Genomic DNA, 17,949 nt, shown 5'->3' on the forward strand with positions numbered 1-17,949 from the left:
TTGCAATGAACTTAGTCAAAAACTTAACTCTTTCTGCACTAACAATTGCCTTATTGGCTGGTTGTAACGCAACCCCAAAACAGGGAAGAACGACTCAATCCGGTGTTGTAAGCAATAACGCATCTAATACAGTAATCGCTAAAAGTGCCTATGTATTTGAAGATGAAGATATAACAATGCCGGCCTACTTTGATACTCAAGGTTTAGAGCGTTGCACATTCGATATTAATAATGAAACTGATAGTTGCCCACTTAAAAAACCTATTGTACGTATGTATTTTGACTTAGCTGGTGTAAGCGGAAGTGGTATTGGTGTTGATGCAATGCGTGAGTTTGATAATCAAAATTTATTGCTTATGCTCGAAAATCAATTTGCTGGTATTAATCGCTTTAGAATTGTTACACGTGATGATGATGCTATTTCAAAAGAACAGCAGTTAATTTTACAACAACAAGGTGTAGCAACAGCAGCTAAACGCGCTGAAGTTAAAGCACTAATTCCCGATTTTGTAGTGAAAATTGATTCATTAAGAACATTAAAAACAGAAGGGGCGATCACAGATTGGGCTGACTATACATTAGAGCTAACAACTGGCGTAATAAACCCACAAACACGTGAAAAGCTCTCGCACCCTAATTTAGGAAAGATTCGTGTTAAATCGGAAGATGTACGTGATCGCTCAGAGTTAAAATTTACAACAGTAAGCGGACGCTATGCAGCGGGTTTTCACTTTGATCAAAGTGCGCATGTAAATGCAGTACTTAGTGACATGGGATCGCGCGGTATTGATATTTTACTTACTCGTATGTTGAGTGAAATGCCAGCAACAGCACAAGTGTTAGGTATTAAAGGTAACAAAATTAGCTTAGACAGAGGCCAAAATGCTGGTGTGCTGCCTAACGAAACAATGATCATTTTTAGCTATGAGGCTGGATTTGTTGAGCCACTTGGAGTTGCCAATGTAAACCCTTCGCGTAGTAGTGCTAATGGTGAAATTATTCGTTGGAAAGACTCTGATGCAGCTGATGATGTAAAAAACAAAGCTGAAAATGGAATTTACCGTCCATCAAATGGTGCAAAAATATTTGCTGTATCGGTAGGCACGCCTGCAGACTTTTTGGAGAATAGGACATGATCAAAAAGCTTGGCCTACTAGCTTTGTGTTCCTTAAGTGCACAAGCCCAGGTTGACGTATTGGCTGATGGCACATTGCAAACACAGGCGTGTGCTTATGGTCGAGGTAGCACGGCTATTTCTGGTGCAAAAGCTCAGGCAAGTGCCGAGCTAATCAGTTTTATTAAAGGTAATAAAAGCCTTACAACACAAGGTGCACAGCAACATTTAACAACCAGTTTAGATGATGATGCAGCCAGCTTATATGAGCAGCATCGCACTACGATGATGGAAGGATTGAGTGCCGGCGCTGTTCCTTTAAATTACTCAGCACCTACACTAAGCGGTAACGACACGTGCATGACTGTAAGTCTAAACCCGCAAGAGATAGGGGAGCCGAAAGAGCAAAACTGGCAGCAAACTGCGCAAAATATTAGTGTGACAGTAATAGGTCAAGGCTGGAAAAAAGAAGGTAAAACGGCACTAACTATAGCTGAACAAGACGCTTTACAACGTGCTGTATCGCAAGTTGTAGGTGTGTGGCTTACTCAGCAACATACGCAATCTTCAAGCACGAGTATGAGTATTGTTGACGGTAACGAGTCAACAAATATGCAAGAGCTGATAGGGCAACAGCTTTCGAGTCATAGTGAAGGGCTTGTTAAAGAGTGGCAAACACTGCAAACCAAAGAGCTCAAAAATGGGGGAGTAGAAGTTACTATTATGGCTGTGGTAGAAAAAGCACCTCTCATTCAAAAAGCATCTAAATTAATGAGCATGATAGGCTCGCCTAGAGTGCAAATTATTGCACCGGAGCCACTAAAAACAGAGCTTAAAGTTTGGCTAAACGAGCAGGGTATTGAAGTTGGTAATGCAGCTAGTTTAGCTATTTATGCAAAATCTACAGTGATTAGCCGAGGGAATAATAGGCAACTTTATTTAACTGCTGACGTTAGAGATTTAGCTGGAAATATTTATGGTCAATGGAAAAACGACCCCTCATTTATGTCATTACCTAAAGGCCCATACGTTGAAAAAGACTTAATGGCTGTACATTTGGCAAGCGAGACACAATCAAAAGCACTTCATAACACGCTTAATAATGCCTTTACTCAAGTTGTTGCAAGAGGGGGCTTAGTTCGTGAAGTCATGTTGCCAAGTAATAAGTTAACCCAACCAGAAAAACTGCATGATGTATTAAGTACATTAGGTGGCGTAAGCGACGTATCTATACACAAACAACAAAAATATACTGTAGCAAGCCTTAGGTTTAAAGGTAATACCGGTGAGCTTGCTAATGCGCTCGATCAAGCATTAATGACAATAACAGCAAAAAACCTTTCAAAAATTACAGTCGAAGACGATTTTACACTCAGGTACAAATAAGGATAGATGATGAAATTTAAAGTATTAACATTAGCAATGGTTTTAGCTATGCCTGCGATCGCAGCTGAAGAGTTTAGCCTAACAGACATGATACCTGCTCGCCCTGGCGCACAAGTAGCGGGTGCTGATCAAGCGCAAGTTTCTGGCGATGTAGTGGTTGCAAAAGATACAAATGTTGCAGTTGCTGTAGCTCATCAGGCACTAATTGATGATAACGAAGATGGCATAAAAATGATTCAGGTTGGCAGTGGTACCGGTATTTTATCAATCGGTAGTGCTAGCTATAACACTTACGATAATATGAATGCATCGTTACTTTCTAAACGCGGGGCTTATAATCAAGCTTATTTAATTGCAAAAAAACAATTAATTGAAAACATGAAAGGAGTTGAACATCAATGTGGTAATGTAGTGTCTGCAAGTATGGACTCTATCGATACGGGTGTTGAAAGTACTGTAAATGAACAGACTAATATGCTGGAAGCGTGTAAAGAGTCTGTATCAGGTTCGCTTGCGGGTTTTGTTACTTATGATGTTTACGACAATACTGATGAAAAAGAAGTGCGTGTAAGTTTAATATCTACTCCTAAAACGCGTTCACAAATTAAAGGGAATCGTGGTGCAGTTGCAGTGACTACTGAACCAAATGTTATTTTTCAACAAGTAATTGGTGATGTAAAAAGTGGCGTTTTACCTCCTGTTGGGGCTAAAGTACTAACTAATGCAGACACAGGAGAAGTCATCATATTAGGTTACGGCTCAGCCATTGCTCGTCAAAACCGAAATAAAACGGTTGCCCGTAAACTTAAAGGTGTTGCTAAATCTCAATCGCAAACACGTGCTCGTTCTGCCTTGCTTGCCACTATTCAAGGTGAAAAAGTGTATTGGCAAGGTAGCTTTGATGAAAGCCAAATGGAAGGCACAAAGCAGTTTGAATACGAAGACCCATATTTAAACGATCCTCAACAAGTTAAAATTCTCGAAGAAGACCGCAGTACATTTTTAAATCAATTAAAAACGTCAGACGAGTACTCAACAGTTGCTAAAGGGAAATTACCACCGGGTGTAAGTGTTAAAAGCTTTGCAAGTGATGATGGCTTTTGGCAATACAGTGTTGCGGTTTACGCGCCAAGTCTAGAGGCAACTGCGCGCCAAGCTGCAAAAGAAATGACCGGTAATAATGGACAAACAGTAAACGGTGTCAGTCGCTATGGTCATAAAATTAAAGCCCATGGTGGGTTAAATGAAAAAGCGGCAAATCCTCAGGGGGCATCAGGTAAAGTAGCGAGCGAAGAGGAACTTTAATGCTAGCACCTATTTTAGCGCTTTCATTGGTGGCTTCGGCCACCTTTGACTCAGAGCAAACCTTTGAACAGCAAACTGCTTTTTTTAAAACTCAGGCTAATGGGCAATACGCCCGAGTAATGGCGTTAAAATCGAGTGCAAAAAATGCGCTTGAGCAGGCATGTAGAAATGCATTGACTCTGCCACAGCGCAGTATTATTAAAAATACTTTAGCTAAAAAGCTTAATATTACTTTGCCAGCATCGGTAAGCTTTATTGACGCTGAAATTACTGACTATAAACAAGAGAAACAGCAAGAATGGTTAACTTGTACCGGCGTTGTAACACCTGCTGCGCAAGATATTAATGAAGCAGGTCTTGCCGTTAGAGCTGCGTGGCAAATAGGAAACCAAAAAGATAAAACAAACTTACGCCCTTTATTACAAGTTGCATTGAATCACCCTACAACGATGTCTGATGCGGTGGCGTTAGTTGCAGATCAATCACCAGAAGAGCAACGTTTAGGCTATCTCGATAAATATTTAAAAGTGAGTGAGTTAAAGATCGATGAAGCTAAGGCGTCAGTTGCACAAACCTGGTTTGTTAATGGTCGTTATAAACAAGTTATTTCGCTAACCCAACAATGCGATAGCATAGACTGTAAGCGGTTAAATTTAGCAGCTCAAACTGCTTTTGATAATCTACCTGCTGATGATTTAAGTAGCTACTTTTAATTTTATAGGGATATAAGAAATGCATTTAAGAGCTAAAATGCTTCTAAAAATAGGCGCATTCGCTTATTTAACAATGAGTTTGCCTAGCATAGCTCAAACGAATGATGAGGCTGAATTTGAAGCTTTTTTAAAAAAGCGTCAAAGTGAGTTTAATCAGTTTGAGCAACAACAAAAGCAAGAATTTGACGCATTTGTAACTGCCTGGCGTGATGCGCAAGATGCATATTTAAAACAAATAACGACAAAATGGCAAGATCCAAGTCTGCCAAGCTCAAAAGTGTGGGTAAAATACAGTGGTGATTTAAATAAACGTACCAGTGTAAACTTTGAGAGTGGTGAGGTTGTAGTTGAGCTTTTAAATAGCAAAAACAACGAGCAAGCTGTTGAATATGCAAAACAGCAATTAAATGAGCTTTCTCAAGTCACGGTAGATAAAACACTTGCAAATGATCCCGTTTATATTACTGCTAATAAAACCATTAATAATAAAAGCTTCACTTCTACGGGTAAGCCATTAAATAAAAAAATTCAAATAAATAAGCCATCAGCAACGGCCCAACCTAAAAAAATAGCTAAGCAAACAGTACTTTCTACAGAGATTGTAGAAGAGGTACTCTCTGCCAAGGCACCTGTTATAACTAAGCAAAAAGACAGAGTAACAATTAGCTATAAGCTGCCTGCTAATACGCTCTCAAACCAAGCAAAACGATACTTACCTGAAGTTCAGCAACAAGCTAAACGTTACAACTTAGATCCCGCATTGTTATTAGCCATCATTCATACCGAATCAAGTTTTAACCCACTAGCTCGTTCCCCAATTCCTGCTTTTGGATTGATGCAAATTGTCCCGACATCAGCGGGTAAAGACGTGAGCAACTTTTTGCAAGGTAAACCGCTATTACTTAGCCCTGAGTATTTATTTCAGGCTGATAATAACGTAGAGGCAGGCAGCACTTATGTGCATATTTTAAGTAATCGTTACTTTAAAAATGTGCGTAATGCGCAATCAAGAATTTTCATGAGTATAGCCGCTTATAATACTGGCCCTGGCAACGTAGCCAAAACGCTGAGTGGCTCTAAATCACTTAATCAGGCGAGTATTGCAGCTAATTCAATGTCTGCAGAGAAAATTTATACCTTAATGGTTAACAATTTACCTGCGCAAGAAACCCGTAATTATCTACAAAAAGTGGTAAAACGCACCGCTTATTATCAAAAGCAATTGAAAGGAATTTAAAATGAAAAAGTTTTTACCCGTTATAGCCGCTTTAGCATTAGGTGCGTGTTCAAGCACTGAAAACACACAGTCGGCACCATTAGCAAAAAATGATTCAGTACCAAGTTGGGTGTTATTACCTGTCTCTGATAAAGGTTTAGCATCGTCATCATGCGTTCCTTGGTCTGGCAGTATGTCTACCGATAGAGCGCAAGCTATTGCAGCAGCTCGCGCTGATTTATCTCAGCAAATACAGATTAAAGCAAGCGTTATGGACAAGCTATATCAACGTAAAGCACAAAGTAATGATGAGCTAAATGTTGGCGGAACTTTTGAGCAAGTAAGCAAACAAGTTGCACAGCAAAGCCTTGTGGGTGCTGTGCCACAAGAAGTGGCATTTGCGAAATTAGACGGGGTAAAGCAGCTTTGTACATTCGTTGTAATGAGCAATACAAAAGAAACATTTAATAACCTTGTAGCTCAATCTGGTAAGCGTTTAGATCCAAGTTCACGTGAAGCGCTCTACGAAGAGTTTAAAGCCCAAAAAGCAATGAAAGATCTTGAAAAAGAGTTAGATAGTTTAAATAACTAATAAAAATTCTAAATTACTAGCTTAGTTTATAACTCCGCTAAGCTAGTATTCTTATACGGAGTTTTAAAGGACTAAAATGAAAGATATATTCTTTTTTGATTCAATGTTAACGCCAAAAATAATTACATTTGTTTATTGGTTAATTTTAATAGGGACTTTGATTTCAGGTCTTACTACAATGTTTGCTAAGTTTGGTGGTGGCGTCATCAGTGGTTTGGCTATCATTGTTGGTGGGGCGATTGGTGCGCGTATCTGGTGTGAGCTGTTAATTGTATTATTTAAAATTCATGAAAATCTTCAAAAAATAGCTAATAAATCAGAATAAATTCAAATTTTCATAAAGTAGTGGCTGCATTGAGTGCCACCACTACTTTTAAGTTTTGACGACCAAATTAACCAAATAAAGTTGACATTGTCAATTAATTCGATATAGGTGACTTTATCATCTATGTTAGAAGTGTTATCTATTTAATGAATACGCCTGCTTTAATAAACTATGTGCCTGTTGCGCTTAAAAAAACACCTGTTATATACAAAATACTGGTTATGGTCATGATGATCACACTTGTTGGCGGTTCTCTTACTTATATTATGACTTATACAAATGTAGGCATAACTGATCATTTTTATATGGATTGGTTTACCTCGTTTTTAAGTGCTGTACTGATTATGGCGCCAATAGGCTTAGCAATGACTGCTTTTATGAATGTTTTTGTGACTAAGTTATTACCAACAGCAAGCGAGCTAAAACGTAATTTAGTGATTAGTGTTTTTATGGCGCTGAACATGGAGTTGTTAATGGCGTTTGTTACCGCTACTAATAATATTGGCTTTGCTAATACTCGCTTATTTTATACAGCGTGGGTAGAGGGGTTATTAGCCGCGCTACCCATTGGTTTAATATTAATGCTTGTTATGTCGGTTACGGTAAAACCTAAAATAGAACGCTTTTTAAAGAGCTAACACTTTGAGCGCTAACGTATTAAAGCAAATAATTTAATACGTTTATAGTGGGCAGATGCATGAAGTAATTAGTTACTTAATTGAGTTTTCTACCGGGCAGCCTTGTTTACGGCATACACCTTCGTTACATAATTTGCATATTTTACGTGCTTCTACCTGCTCGTTTGTTAGGCTGCCAAGTGCTACTTCTATCAAACTTAAAAAGCGTTGTTTTTGTTCATCATTAAAGTTGTTTAGTATTTTAGAGGTGGCTGTTTCTCTGCTGGCTAGTACTAGTTCAACTCTTTGGCTTCCTTTATCCGTTACGCATAAAACAACAGAGCGGGCATCTTTTACTGACTTTCGCCTTTCTACAAATTCTTCTTTTTCAAGTGTATTTATTAATCTAACAGCACCAGAATGCGTTAAGCCTAAAACCTTGCTTAGTACATCAATGGTTTCATTCGGATGATTGTAAATAGTGACCAGTGCCGCTTCGTGGCTTAGGCTTCGCCCGCCTAATTCGGCAATCTGTTTTTCAATGTCATTAGAAACAGAAGTAGCAAACGTGCCGATTAAATTTGATATATATTTTTCATTTTTCATAAATTTAATTATATGTGATTAGATCATATAAATATAGTGACAAATTAAGCCCGTTCGTTTATTGTATGACTCAGTCATGTATATTAACTCGAAATTAGTTAATCTACTTCGAATATTACACAAATTAGATGAGCGAGGATTTACCGCCAGCTCATCAGTTAAATAAAGCGATATAATTAAATGAAAAATGATTCAGAAACATTACGTTATGCAAAAAAGTTTAAAACTGTATTAGATAAAAAAATGGCTTATATAGATGAAGGCGAAGGTGATCCTATTGTTTTTTTACATGGTAACCCTACATCTAGCTTCCTTTGGCGAAACGTTATGCCCTATTTGCAAGGAAAAGGGCGTTTAATTGCTATCGATATGATTGGATTAGGAGATTCGCAAAAGTTAGATAACACCCATGAGGGCAGCTACTCACTTGCTGAAAACAGCAAATACACATTTGCACTTTTAGAAGCGTTGGGTGTAAATAATAACGTTACCTTGGTGCTGCATGATTGGGGTTCAGGCGTTGGTTTTAACTGGGCTAATACACATCGTGATGCTGTAAAAGCAATTGCGTTTATGGAAGCAATTGTTACTGACTTTCCAACATGGGACGATTTTCCTAAAGATTTGCACGGACCCATTAGCACTATGCGCTCAGCTGAGGGTGAAAAAATGGTGCTTGATGACAACTTTTTTATTGAAACAATATTACCAGCGACCATTGCACGCAAATTAACGCAGGCAGAGCATGATGAGTATCGCAGACCCTTTATAAATGCAGGAGAAGATCGCCGTGCAATTTTAGCAGGGCCTCGCCAACTGCCCATTGCTGGAGAGCCTGCCGATACCGTGGCTTTAGTTAAAAGCTATGCGAGCTATTTAGCTAACTCTCACGATATTCCTAAGCTATTTATTAATGCTGAACCGGGTGCTTTTTTAGTTGGTTACGCAAGAGATTTTGTGCGCACATGGCCAAACCTAACTGAGGTAACCGTAAGCGGTATTCACTACATCCAAGAGGATTCACCGCACGAAATAGGTAAAGCTATTTCAGATTGGTTACCAAGATAAAAAAGGGATGTATTAGTAAACCTGAACTTTGGATAATTAATCTATCTCGAGCCGTTATTTTCAGCGTTAACTACCATATATAGGTGACGCTTTTATACAACTAAAAGCGTCATCTATTAACTATTTAAGTAAAAATGGTGCGGTTTTACTCGCCTTTACACTTGCCACTTTTTCGGGGGAACCTTGTGCTACAATTAAGCCGCCTTCATCGCCGGCTCCGGGGCCAATATCAATAACCCAATCACTATTACTGGCAACTTGCATATCGTGCTCAACCATAATGACGGTGTTGCCCGTATCAACTAAACCATTTAACTGCGCCATTAGCATGGCTACATCTTTAGGGTGTAGGCCGGTAGTTGGTTCATCTAAAATATAAAGCGTATCGCCGCGCTGAGTACGTTGTAGTTCAGTGGCAAGTTTAATGCGCTGGGCTTCACCGCCCGAAAGCTCAGTAGCAGGTTGGCCTAAACGTAAATAGCCAAGGCCTACTTGTAAGAGCGCATTTAGCGCACGTAAAATAGCGGGTTCATCGGCAAAAAAGGTATGCGCAGACTCCACCGTTAAATCAAGCACATCGGCAATGGTTTTACCTTTATAGGTAATCTCGAGTGTTTTTTGGTTGTAGCGCTTGGCGTTACACACAGGGCAAGGCGAATACACGCTAGGTAAAAATAACAGCTCCACGCTTACAAAGCCTACACCTTCGCAATTTTCGCATCGACCCTTTTTAACATTAAACGAAAAACGACCGGCATCGTACTTACGTGCTTTTGCCTCTTTGGTATTGGCAAACAGTTTACGTACGTGATCAAATAAGCCCGTGTAAGTTGCGAGGTTTGAGCGAGGTGTGCGGCCAATGGCTTTTTGATCAACCGTTATTAGTCGCTTTATGTGCTCAATGCCCCCAGTTATTTGTCCGCCGGTTGTTATATCGAGTTCTTGCTCGAGTAGCTCGGCTTCATCTATGGGTATTTGTGGCTGCGATTTTTGCCCTAGTGCATCGTAAATCAATTCAACAAGCGCTTGGCTTACTAAGCTTGATTTACCTGAGCCAGATACCCCCGTAACACTTGTAATAACTCCAAGCGGAAATTCTACATTAAGCTTTTGTAAGTTATTACGCTCAACATTTTTAAGCGTAAGCCATGCTTTTGCTGGGCGTTGTTTACTTTGAATTTGAGCTTGCTGAGATTCGTTAATTTTAAATAAGTATTGGCTCGTGTGTGAGCTGCTAATTTGCTTTAAGCCCTCAACAGGGCCGCTATAAACAATATTACCGCCACGGGAGCCCGCATTTGGCCCTACATCAACCACCCAATCGGCGTGGCGAATGACACTTACGTCGTGCTCAACCACAAACACGGAGTTACCAGCAGCTATTAGCTCATCTAGTGCGGCTAATAAGGCTTGGGTATCGGCAGGGTGTAAGCCTGCAGAGGGTTCATCTAACACATACACAACACCAAATAATTTTGAGCGAATTTGCGTTGCAAGCCTTAAGCGTTGTAACTCCCCGGCTGATAAAGATGGCGTAGTACGCTCAAGCGATAAATACCCTAAACCAAGTTTGGTGAGTGCTTCAACGCGTTTAATAATGTCGCTCGTGATGCGCTTTGCAACTATGGCTTTTTCGGGGTTTGCAGCATTACTTTTAGCGGGGTTACTAGCGGCAAACCTTAGTTTATCTGCTAGCTCATTGAGTGTTAATTGCGAAATTTCGCCTATATCAAGGCCTGCTATTTTAACCGACAACGACTCTTTTTTAAGCTTTTTACCTTCGCACTGCGGGCATTGTGATATTTGCATATACTGCGATACGCGCTTTTTTGTGCGTGGGCTTTGCGTACTGGCAAACGATTGTAAAACAAAGCGTTTAGCACTTATGAATGTACCCATGTAACTGGGGCTTTCTTCATTTTTAATCGCCGATTGGGTTTGCTCAAGCGTGTACTCAGGAAAAACGGGCACTGTGGGTGTGTCGTCGGTAAACAAAATCCAATCACGGGCTTTTTTAGGCAGGGTATTCCACGGTTTATTAATGTCGTAGCCTAGCGAGGTAAGAATACGGCTTAGGTTTTTACCTTGCCAGGCCGGCGGCCATGCTGCAATAGCACGCTCTTTAATTGATTTAGTAGGGTCGGGCACTAACAGCTCTTCGGTTACGTTAAATACACGGCCAATACCATGGCACTCTGGGCAGGCGCCTTGTGGCGTATTGGGCGAAAACGCATCGGCGTACAGTATGCCTTGCCCTTTGGGATATTCGCCTGCGCGTGAGTAAAGCATTCGCAACGCGTTAGAAATAGTGGTTACACTACCCACCGATGAGCGTACCGAAGGTGCACCACGCTGTTGCTGCAGTGCTACCGCGGGTGGCAGCCCTTCAATTGAATCTACATCAGGCTCGTCTACCTGATCGATTAATCTGCGTGCATAAGGGGATACCGAATCAAGATAACGATGCTGCGATTCGGCAAATAATGTTCCAAAGGCGAGCGATGATTTACCCGAGCCCGATATACCGGTAAAAACAACAAGTGAATTACGGGGCAAGTTTACATCCACATTTTTTAAGTTATGAACACGCGCGCCTCGTACTTGAATGCTGTGCTCTGGGTTTAATAAAGCCGATTGTGCATTACTAACCTCGTGTGACTTATTAGATGTGCTTGCCATGTAATTTACTCCTGTTTAATAACCGTGTGTTTATTAACGTGCCGCAACGTATTAATACTAATGCAGTCTTACTGAATGAGCGCTTAGCTATATGCTTGTTTTGCGTTTACATAACAGAAAAACTACAAGTATAAACTTTAACCAAAGGCAATAACATTAAGTAACTGAAGCGTATTGCGGGGAGTTAAATGATGCAGGTAGGAATTTTGTTTGCAATTAACTAGCTATAAACAAGCCATAGGTTATTTAATCTGAACTTAGGTTATTTAAATAGCTGAAAATGATGCGTTAAGTGCTTTAATTGCGGCTTTTGTTTTTGCTGCTAACGTATCGCGTGCAGGCGTTAGAGCAAATACATCGTAATGGGGAAGTTGCCAATCAGTGCATATTTCTAAAAGTTCTCCTGTAGCTAAGAAATTACGTACTTCAGGCTCAGGCAAAATAGCATAGCCTAACTCATCGAGAACAAATTGAATCACAGTTTGCATATTATTAATGGTAATACGCGCTTTTTGTAGTGTTGTATTTACGCCGCGAGTAAGGTGCGTAAGCGCCGGATCAACAGCTATATGCGCAATGCGGTTATGCGCTTTTAGGTCATCCAGTGTGATTTTTGGTTGCTGTGCTAGTACATGATTTTTATGAACACACAGTATTAATGGCCAACTAGCGAGCTGGCGTGCAATTAAGTTTGAGTCTTCGAGAGGGCCAATCGCCAGCACTAAATCTATACCTGTTCTGATCATATCAATGGGTTCGTCAGAAAGCGTTAAGTGCACATCTATATCATTAAATTGGCTAATTAAATGCTTTACAGGCTCGCTTAGTAACCCACCTCCAAAACCGACAGGGGCTGCTAGTTTTAATTGCCCACTCGGGCAATTTTGTAAATGCTGTAATTGTTCTGATGTAGCTGTTGCAACGGCAAGCATTTGTAAACAACTTTGATAATACAGTTCACCCGCCTCGGTAAGCGTTAATTCTCGAGGGCTTCGATTAAATAAACTCAAACCTACATCTTGCTCTATTTGTTTTATTTGCTGGCTAATTGCAGAGGTTGTCATTAAAAGGTCAGCGGCAGCTTTACTCATACTTCCCGTTTGTACTGTGCGAACAAATATATTCAGGGTTTTAGTTAACTTATCACTCATACCGTTAAGCCTTACTTAAATTAGCTTTAATAAAAATAACGTTGTGAGAAAGGGAACTTCTCACTATTATCGCAAACGCTAATTATTATCATTTGCACGCTAAATGTCACGGAGAAATATCATGAACACGGTAAGTTGTAAGTTAAGGCCGGTAACTGCATTTATTTTAAGTACTTTTGCAATTGCTAACCCTGCTTTTGCTGATGAAAAAAAACAAGATATGGAAGTAATGGTTGTCACTGCTTCTGGCTACGAACAAATGCTCAAAGAGGCGCCCGCAAGCATTAGTGTTATCGACAGAGCGCAGCTAGAAAAACGCTTTTATCGTGACTTAACCGACGCAATGGCTGATATTCCGGGTGTAATAGTGACCGGCGGAGGCGACAGAAAAGATATTAGCTTGCGTGGTATGGCTAGCCAATACACGCTTATTCTTATTGATGGACAACGCCAAAGCTCAAGAGAAACACGACCTAATAGTGATGGCCCAGGCGTAGAAGGTGCTTGGACGCCGCCAATTTCAGCGATTGAACGTATTGAAGTAATACGTGGCCCTATGTCGTCGTTGTATGGCTCTGATGCTATTGGTGGTGTGATCAATATTATTACCCGTAAAGCGCCAGAGCAGTGGTTCGGTGAACTGCGTTTAGACAGCACCATTCAAGAGCAAAGTCAGTCAGGTGATATAAACCAAGCCAGCTTTTTCACTTCTGGAGGCATTATTCCAGATCTATTGGGCGTGCAATTGTATGGGCAGTTTTCAAAGCGAAATGAAGATGAGTTTACTGCAGGATTTCGAGGAAAAGAGCAAAGTAATGTTAAAGCCAAGTTCACATTAACACCTAATGATAGTCACGAATTAATGTTTGAACTTGGCTCGGCAAAACAAACATTAGATGAAACTCTCGGCAAAACAGTTGCCCCGCTTGCCCCAGGTGAAAGCTGTGGTCGACGTGGCTGCCCTGAATCAGCAACTACTGAGTATGAGCAACAAACATACTCTATGTCACACAACGGTTTTTACGACTTTGGCTCGTCGCGTAGTTACATTAAGTACGATAAGTTTGATAATAACTCACGTGAAATGTTTGTCGAAAATACCGACATTCAAACGACATGGAGTTTACCGCTATTTAGTGATCATAACTCTACGTTTGGTGCGACCTATTTAAAAGAGTCATTGGATGATTATACAAGTAATAAAATCAGCGACTTAACCCATGTAGAAAACGAGCAATGGTCTGTTTTTGGTGAAAACGAGTGGACAGCAACCGATGACTTTAAGCTCACCGCAGGCCTACGTTACGATCATGATGGCAATTTTGCAGGTCATTGGAGCCCACGTTTGTATGGTGTTTATAGCGCATCTAAGTTGATCACCATTAAAGGCGGCATATCAACCGGTTTTCGGGCCCCAAATATTCGTCAATCTACCGCGCAATGGGGACAAGTGAGTCGTGGCGGGAATATTTATGGTAACCCTGACTTAAAGCCTGAGCAATCAGTTAACTATGAAATGGGTGTTTACTATGATTCTGGACGCGATTTAAGTATATCAACAACCGTTTTTTACAATGAATTTGATGACAAAATAACCCGTATAGCATGCCCATTAACGCAGTGCACAGATGGCCCAAATCAGTTCGGCTCGATGCCAACTACGTACATTAATGTGGATGAAGCCATAACCCAAGGTATTGAGCTATCAGTAGATTACGATATTTCAACTGAAATTGATGTGAGTGCTAGTTATACCTACACCGATTCAGAGCAAAAAACCGGTGAATATAAAGGGAGCCCACTTAATCAGCTACCAAAACATAGTTTGCAAACGTCTTTAAATTGGCGTCCAACAGATAAGTTAGGCGGATGGTTACGTGTGCAATATCGCGGTGAAGAAAGTCAGCCTACCACAGGGCCTTCACAAAGTAGTTTAATTGCCCCTGATTATACCATTGCGAATTTAGGCGCTAATTATCAGCTAACTGATGATGTTAAACTCGGTGCTGGAATTTACAACTTGCTTGATAAAGAGATCACAGAGCAAGAGTATGGCTATGTTGAAGATGGCCGCCGTTATTGGGCGTCTTTGGTGTGGCAGTTCTAAACACTTTTTAATAATATAAAGTAAACGAGTACGCTAAACCGTGCTCGTTTTTTGGTTTTATCTCGGCTCTTGTTCAATAATGTTTAAAAAGCAAAAAAGGCGGTTGGCTTTTTAGCTGTAGTCGCTTATTCTAGCTGCGTAATTTAGTCATTAAATGTAACTTTAAAGTTTACTAATAATTTATAACTTTCTTCAATCCCCAAAGGTATGCCTCGTTTGAACCACATAGCAAAACAAAAAGCCAACCCTGTATTTTTAGTGGGTGTCGTTTGAAAATACCTAAACGCTTACAGCCATTAGTTGATGATGGTTTTATTGATGAAGTGATCAGCCGTTTAATGAGCGGTAAAGAGGCCGATGTATTTGTGGTGGCCTGTGGCGATGACATTCGCTGCGCTAAAGTATACAAAGAGGCCAGTAAGCGCAGTTTTAAAAAGGCAGCACAGTACCAAGAAGGGCGAAAAGTACGTGGTGGCCGCCAAGCCCGTGCTATGGGTAAACGTTCAAGCTACGGCCGTCAATTAGAAGAAGAAATTTGGCAAAATGCCGAGGTTGACGCGCTGTCGCGTTTATCTTTAGCGGGTGTTCGGGTACCGCAAACTTACGGCTGCATTGACGGTGTTTTGTTAATGGAACTAGTAAGCGATGATGAAGGCGATGTTGCACCTCAGCTTGGTGCAGTTGATTTAACCGAGCAACAAGCCATTGAGCAACATACATTAATGATGCACTACATTAAACTCATGCTGTGCGCTGGGATTATTCACGGTGATTTATCGGAGTTTAATGTACTTGTTGATAGCAACGGCCCAGTAATTATTGATTTACCCCAAGCGGTTAACGCCTCTGCTAATAATAGTGCCGAGGCGATGTTTGCCCGTGATGTAAATAACATGCGCCGCTATTATGGCCAATTTGCACCGGCGTTATTACATACGCAATATGCCAAAGAAATGTGGGTACTGTTTGCAGATGCTAACTTAACCCCGCACTCAAAACTCAGTGGCGAATTTGAAGACGACAGCGAAGCGGCAGATGTAGACTCAGTACTTGACGAAATTCAAGCCGCCTTTGATGAAGAGCAAGAACGTAAAGAACGCATTCGCGACGCCGATGAGCAATAACCTTTAATTTACGTGCTGAGTTTTATATAGTTTTAACTATTAGATCAAAACTTAGCATGTAGGTATGAGCCATAAGGGATGAGTTTAGCTCGTCACTGCAAAATCTAATTTAGTTCTGTTAGTACTATCAACGGGAACCGACAGGTGTGTATTTAACTAAAGGCAGCTTGATACTATCCATTAATTAAATGCCATTGAGTCTGCAAACACATATTCATTATCAATGTAATAGCTGATAAATTCTTCCTCATTAAAATCACATTTATAAAAAAAAGACGTTGTGACAATCTTTTTATTATTTATGGTTATTTCGAATTCAGCCTGTGATGCTTTATTAAATAAAACACTACACTTAGTATTTAAGCCTAACGAATAAACCTTACCATCAATTTCAATACTGTTGTTGCCTAAAGTAATTTCATTGGGAGTTGTTAATAAATGCAAAAAGTAATAGAGCCCTGTTAAATAGAAAAAAGGAGAAACAAACAAAGCAGCCTTTATCTTTACAGACTCAGAGTCATGTAAATAATAGGTAGAGATCATGGATATTATTGAGAACAAAACAACCATAACAAAATTTGGAGAGAGCCAGTTTTTGGTAAATTTAAATATCATCTTCGATCGCAGAGGTAAGAGTTACGGTCGACTCAATAATTTAAGCAAACAGAAACTAAGGTTCTAAATTTGTAGCCTATCTTATTAAATTAACAATGGTATTTCTATATTTAAGCGCCTGAATAAAATATGCACTTCGTCTATTCCCTTGTGTTTGCCTGCTAACCTTTTTGAGCACGTTATTGTGATATCGTACAAAGCCCACTTGTCGTATTTTCGACAACTTTTTAAGCATAAACGAGAGAGTCCTGAATGACTAAAGTTGACACTTTTGCGAAGTTAGACAAAGAGCGAGAAGCTGTTAGCCAGAGTTTTTCTGTATGACGTGAAGTTTTATCCGCTTGACCATCAGCTTGTAGGCGGTTTTTCAATCCATTCTTAAAATTTATTTTGTTGTTATTTTCGAGTAGTTATTGTTTAATAACATGATGTTTTTTAAAGATAACTATTAGCGAATCTCCATCTCTTTAGTAAAAGCTAATGTCGAACCACACATAAGGAAATAGGTATAAAATGGACACTACAATACGAAAAGCTGAATCAATCGATATCGCTGCAATAAAAATGCTATGGCAGTTTTACCAATATCATCAGAGTATATTTGACTTAGAAGATGTTGGTTTAGATGGTTGCTATGATATTGATGAAGAATATTTAGAATGTGTAGTGCGTGGTGAGGAAGACTGCATTATTTATCTTGTACTCGTTTCTAACCAAATTGCTGGTTTTGCTACCGTAGAACCAACTGAGATCGTTGGCAAAGAAATACCTGAGTTGGCTGATATTTTTATTCTACCCAAATATCGAAAACAAGGCATTGCTAAATTCGTTATTCAAAATTTGATGCCTGTTGAAACAAATCAGTGGCATGTAGCAGTTCATTTAAACGATAGTTTAGCGTTAAAATTTTGGAATAGTTTGTTTGCTAAATTAAATGTTATGCGTGTTGATAAAGTTGATCCTCCTGAAACAGAAGGCTACCACGAGTTTGTTATCACAAATAACTAGCAAGATTACAACGTCTTCTGCGCTTAAGTAAAATTTGGTAAAGAGCGAAAACCAGCCATTGAGATTGGCTAAATATCGTCGTTAATTGATTAGTTAAACTGCTCTTTGCGCATATATTCATGAAAATGAGCGCTGCGCGCATATTGGTTCATTTAACTCTACCTAAAAATTTTAGAAAACGTTGTGATAGTAATGTCTTAGGTAATTTGTTAAAACTACATAAAGTAGGTAAATGAGCGTTATATCGGCAGAAATATGCGCGATGAGCGCACTATTAAATTGTTGAACTAAGCCGCTACGCGGAGATCCTATTCTTATCATTT

16 protein-coding genes are annotated in these 17,949 nt (G+C 39.9%); 12 read left to right on the forward strand and 4 right to left on the reverse strand.

Annotated elements, in window-relative coordinates; all coding sequences use genetic code 11:
* Positions 1-5: 5 nt before the first annotated feature.
* From MTN96_RS19320 to MTN96_RS19355, 8 genes are all read left to right on the forward strand, one after another.
* Positions 6-1,136, forward strand: a complete 1,131-nt coding sequence (locus MTN96_RS19320; RefSeq protein WP_069439136.1) for a hypothetical protein — start codon at positions 6-8, stop codon at positions 1,134-1,136.
* On the forward strand, positions 1,133-2,500 hold the full coding sequence (locus MTN96_RS19325; protein ID WP_214552449.1) for a hypothetical protein: 1,368 nt from the start codon (positions 1,133-1,135) through the stop codon (positions 2,498-2,500). The genes MTN96_RS19320 and MTN96_RS19325 overlap by 4 nt, the downstream gene beginning before the upstream one ends.
* A gap of 9 nt (positions 2,501-2,509) precedes the next feature.
* Positions 2,510-3,805 (forward strand): hypothetical protein, encoded by a 1,296-nt coding sequence (locus tag MTN96_RS19330; RefSeq protein ID WP_248532546.1) that lies wholly within the window; start codon positions 2,510-2,512, stop codon positions 3,803-3,805.
* Complete coding sequence (locus MTN96_RS19335) at positions 3,805-4,518, forward strand: hypothetical protein (protein ID WP_248532547.1); 714 nt, start codon at positions 3,805-3,807, stop codon at positions 4,516-4,518. The genes MTN96_RS19330 and MTN96_RS19335 overlap by 1 nt, the downstream gene beginning before the upstream one ends.
* Positions 4,519-4,555: 37 nt before the next feature.
* Positions 4,556-5,755 (forward strand): murein transglycosylase domain-containing protein, encoded by a 1,200-nt coding sequence (locus tag MTN96_RS19340; RefSeq protein WP_248532548.1) that lies wholly within the window; start codon positions 4,556-4,558, stop codon positions 5,753-5,755.
* Between the two features lies 1 nt (position 5,756).
* Positions 5,757-6,326, forward strand: coding sequence for a hypothetical protein (locus tag MTN96_RS19345; RefSeq protein ID WP_248532549.1), 570 nt, complete (start codon positions 5,757-5,759; stop codon positions 6,324-6,326).
* A gap of 76 nt (positions 6,327-6,402) precedes the next feature.
* Entirely contained in the window at positions 6,403-6,651 is a 249-nt protein-coding gene (locus MTN96_RS19350; RefSeq protein WP_069439142.1) for a DUF4282 domain-containing protein, read from the forward strand.
* Positions 6,652-6,797: 146 nt separating this feature from the next.
* Positions 6,798-7,289, forward strand: a complete 492-nt coding sequence (locus tag MTN96_RS19355) for a DUF2798 domain-containing protein (protein ID WP_248532550.1) — start codon at positions 6,798-6,800, stop codon at positions 7,287-7,289.
* A gap of 72 nt (positions 7,290-7,361) precedes the next feature.
* Here MTN96_RS19355 and MTN96_RS19360 read toward each other — a convergent pair whose 3' ends face one another.
* Positions 7,362-7,874 (reverse strand): MarR family winged helix-turn-helix transcriptional regulator, encoded by a 513-nt coding sequence (locus MTN96_RS19360; protein WP_069439143.1) that lies wholly within the window; start codon positions 7,872-7,874, stop codon positions 7,362-7,364.
* 180 nt (positions 7,875-8,054) lie between these two features.
* Between MTN96_RS19360 and MTN96_RS19365 the strand changes: the two genes are divergently transcribed.
* On the forward strand, positions 8,055-8,942 hold the full coding sequence (locus MTN96_RS19365; RefSeq protein ID WP_248532551.1) for a haloalkane dehalogenase: 888 nt from the start codon (positions 8,055-8,057) through the stop codon (positions 8,940-8,942).
* Positions 8,943-9,062: 120 nt separating this feature from the next.
* Here the strand turns inward: MTN96_RS19365 and uvrA are convergent, their stop codons facing one another.
* Both uvrA and MTN96_RS19375 read right to left on the reverse strand, forming a co-directional pair.
* Positions 9,063-11,621 carry an excinuclease ABC subunit UvrA gene (uvrA, locus tag MTN96_RS19370; RefSeq protein ID WP_248532552.1) on the reverse strand — a complete coding sequence of 853 codons (2,559 nt, stop codon included), beginning with the start codon at positions 11,619-11,621 and terminating at the stop codon, positions 9,063-9,065.
* A gap of 266 nt (positions 11,622-11,887) precedes the next feature.
* Positions 11,888-12,772, reverse strand: coding sequence for a LysR family transcriptional regulator (locus MTN96_RS19375; protein WP_248532553.1), 885 nt, complete (start codon positions 12,770-12,772; stop codon positions 11,888-11,890).
* Positions 12,773-12,893: 121 nt separating this feature from the next.
* On the opposite strand from MTN96_RS19375, the gene MTN96_RS19380 reads away from it, so the two are divergent.
* The gene (locus MTN96_RS19380; RefSeq protein ID WP_248532554.1) at positions 12,894-14,879 is read left to right on the forward strand and encodes a ligand-gated channel protein; all 1,986 of its coding nucleotides are present in this window, start codon (positions 12,894-12,896) and stop codon (positions 14,877-14,879) included.
* 269 nt (positions 14,880-15,148) lie between these two features.
* Positions 15,149-16,003 carry a PA4780 family RIO1-like protein kinase gene (locus MTN96_RS19385; RefSeq protein ID WP_248532555.1) on the forward strand — a complete coding sequence of 285 codons (855 nt, stop codon included), beginning with the start codon at positions 15,149-15,151 and terminating at the stop codon, positions 16,001-16,003.
* A 180-nt stretch (positions 16,004-16,183) separates the two neighbouring features.
* Here the strand turns inward: MTN96_RS19385 and MTN96_RS19390 are convergent, their stop codons facing one another.
* Entirely contained in the window at positions 16,184-16,546 is a 363-nt protein-coding gene (locus MTN96_RS19390) for a hypothetical protein (protein ID WP_013463058.1), read from the reverse strand.
* 585 nt (positions 16,547-17,131) lie between these two features.
* Here MTN96_RS19390 and MTN96_RS19395 point away from each other — a divergent pair.
* A complete protein-coding gene (locus MTN96_RS19395) occupies positions 17,132-17,626 on the forward strand; it encodes a GNAT family N-acetyltransferase (protein WP_248532556.1) in 495 nt (164 codons plus the stop codon).
* Positions 17,627-17,949 lie beyond the last annotated feature (323 nt).

This window comes from Pseudoalteromonas sp. 2CM28B (genome assembly GCF_023161935.1).

Coding starts and splice junctions, on each gene's coding strand:
- MTN96_RS19320 (WP_069439136.1), top strand. CDS start 6: ATGAACTTAGTCAAAAACTTAACTCTTTCTGCACTAACAATTGCCTTA.
- MTN96_RS19325 (WP_214552449.1), top strand. CDS start 1,133: ATGATCAAAAAGCTTGGCCTACTAGCTTTGTGTTCCTTAAGTGCACAA.
- MTN96_RS19330 (WP_248532546.1), top strand. CDS start 2,510: ATGAAATTTAAAGTATTAACATTAGCAATGGTTTTAGCTATGCCTGCG.
- MTN96_RS19335 (WP_248532547.1), top strand. CDS start 3,805: ATGCTAGCACCTATTTTAGCGCTTTCATTGGTGGCTTCGGCCACCTTT.
- MTN96_RS19340 (WP_248532548.1), top strand. CDS start 4,556: ATGCTTCTAAAAATAGGCGCATTCGCTTATTTAACAATGAGTTTGCCT.
- MTN96_RS19345 (WP_248532549.1), top strand. CDS start 5,757: ATGAAAAAGTTTTTACCCGTTATAGCCGCTTTAGCATTAGGTGCGTGT.
- MTN96_RS19350 (WP_069439142.1), top strand. CDS start 6,403: ATGAAAGATATATTCTTTTTTGATTCAATGTTAACGCCAAAAATAATT.
- MTN96_RS19355 (WP_248532550.1), top strand. CDS start 6,798: ATGAATACGCCTGCTTTAATAAACTATGTGCCTGTTGCGCTTAAAAAA.
- MTN96_RS19360 (WP_069439143.1), bottom strand. CDS start 7,874: ATGAAAAATGAAAAATATATATCAAATTTAATCGGCACGTTTGCTACT.
- MTN96_RS19365 (WP_248532551.1), top strand. CDS start 8,055: ATGAAAAATGATTCAGAAACATTACGTTATGCAAAAAAGTTTAAAACT.
- uvrA (WP_248532552.1), bottom strand. CDS start 11,621: ATGGCAAGCACATCTAATAAGTCACACGAGGTTAGTAATGCACAATCG.
- MTN96_RS19375 (WP_248532553.1), bottom strand. CDS start 12,772: ATGAGTGATAAGTTAACTAAAACCCTGAATATATTTGTTCGCACAGTA.
- MTN96_RS19380 (WP_248532554.1), top strand. CDS start 12,894: ATGAACACGGTAAGTTGTAAGTTAAGGCCGGTAACTGCATTTATTTTA.
- MTN96_RS19390 (WP_013463058.1), bottom strand. CDS start 16,546: ATGATCTCTACCTATTATTTACATGACTCTGAGTCTGTAAAGATAAAG.
- MTN96_RS19395 (WP_248532556.1), top strand. CDS start 17,132: ATGGACACTACAATACGAAAAGCTGAATCAATCGATATCGCTGCAATA.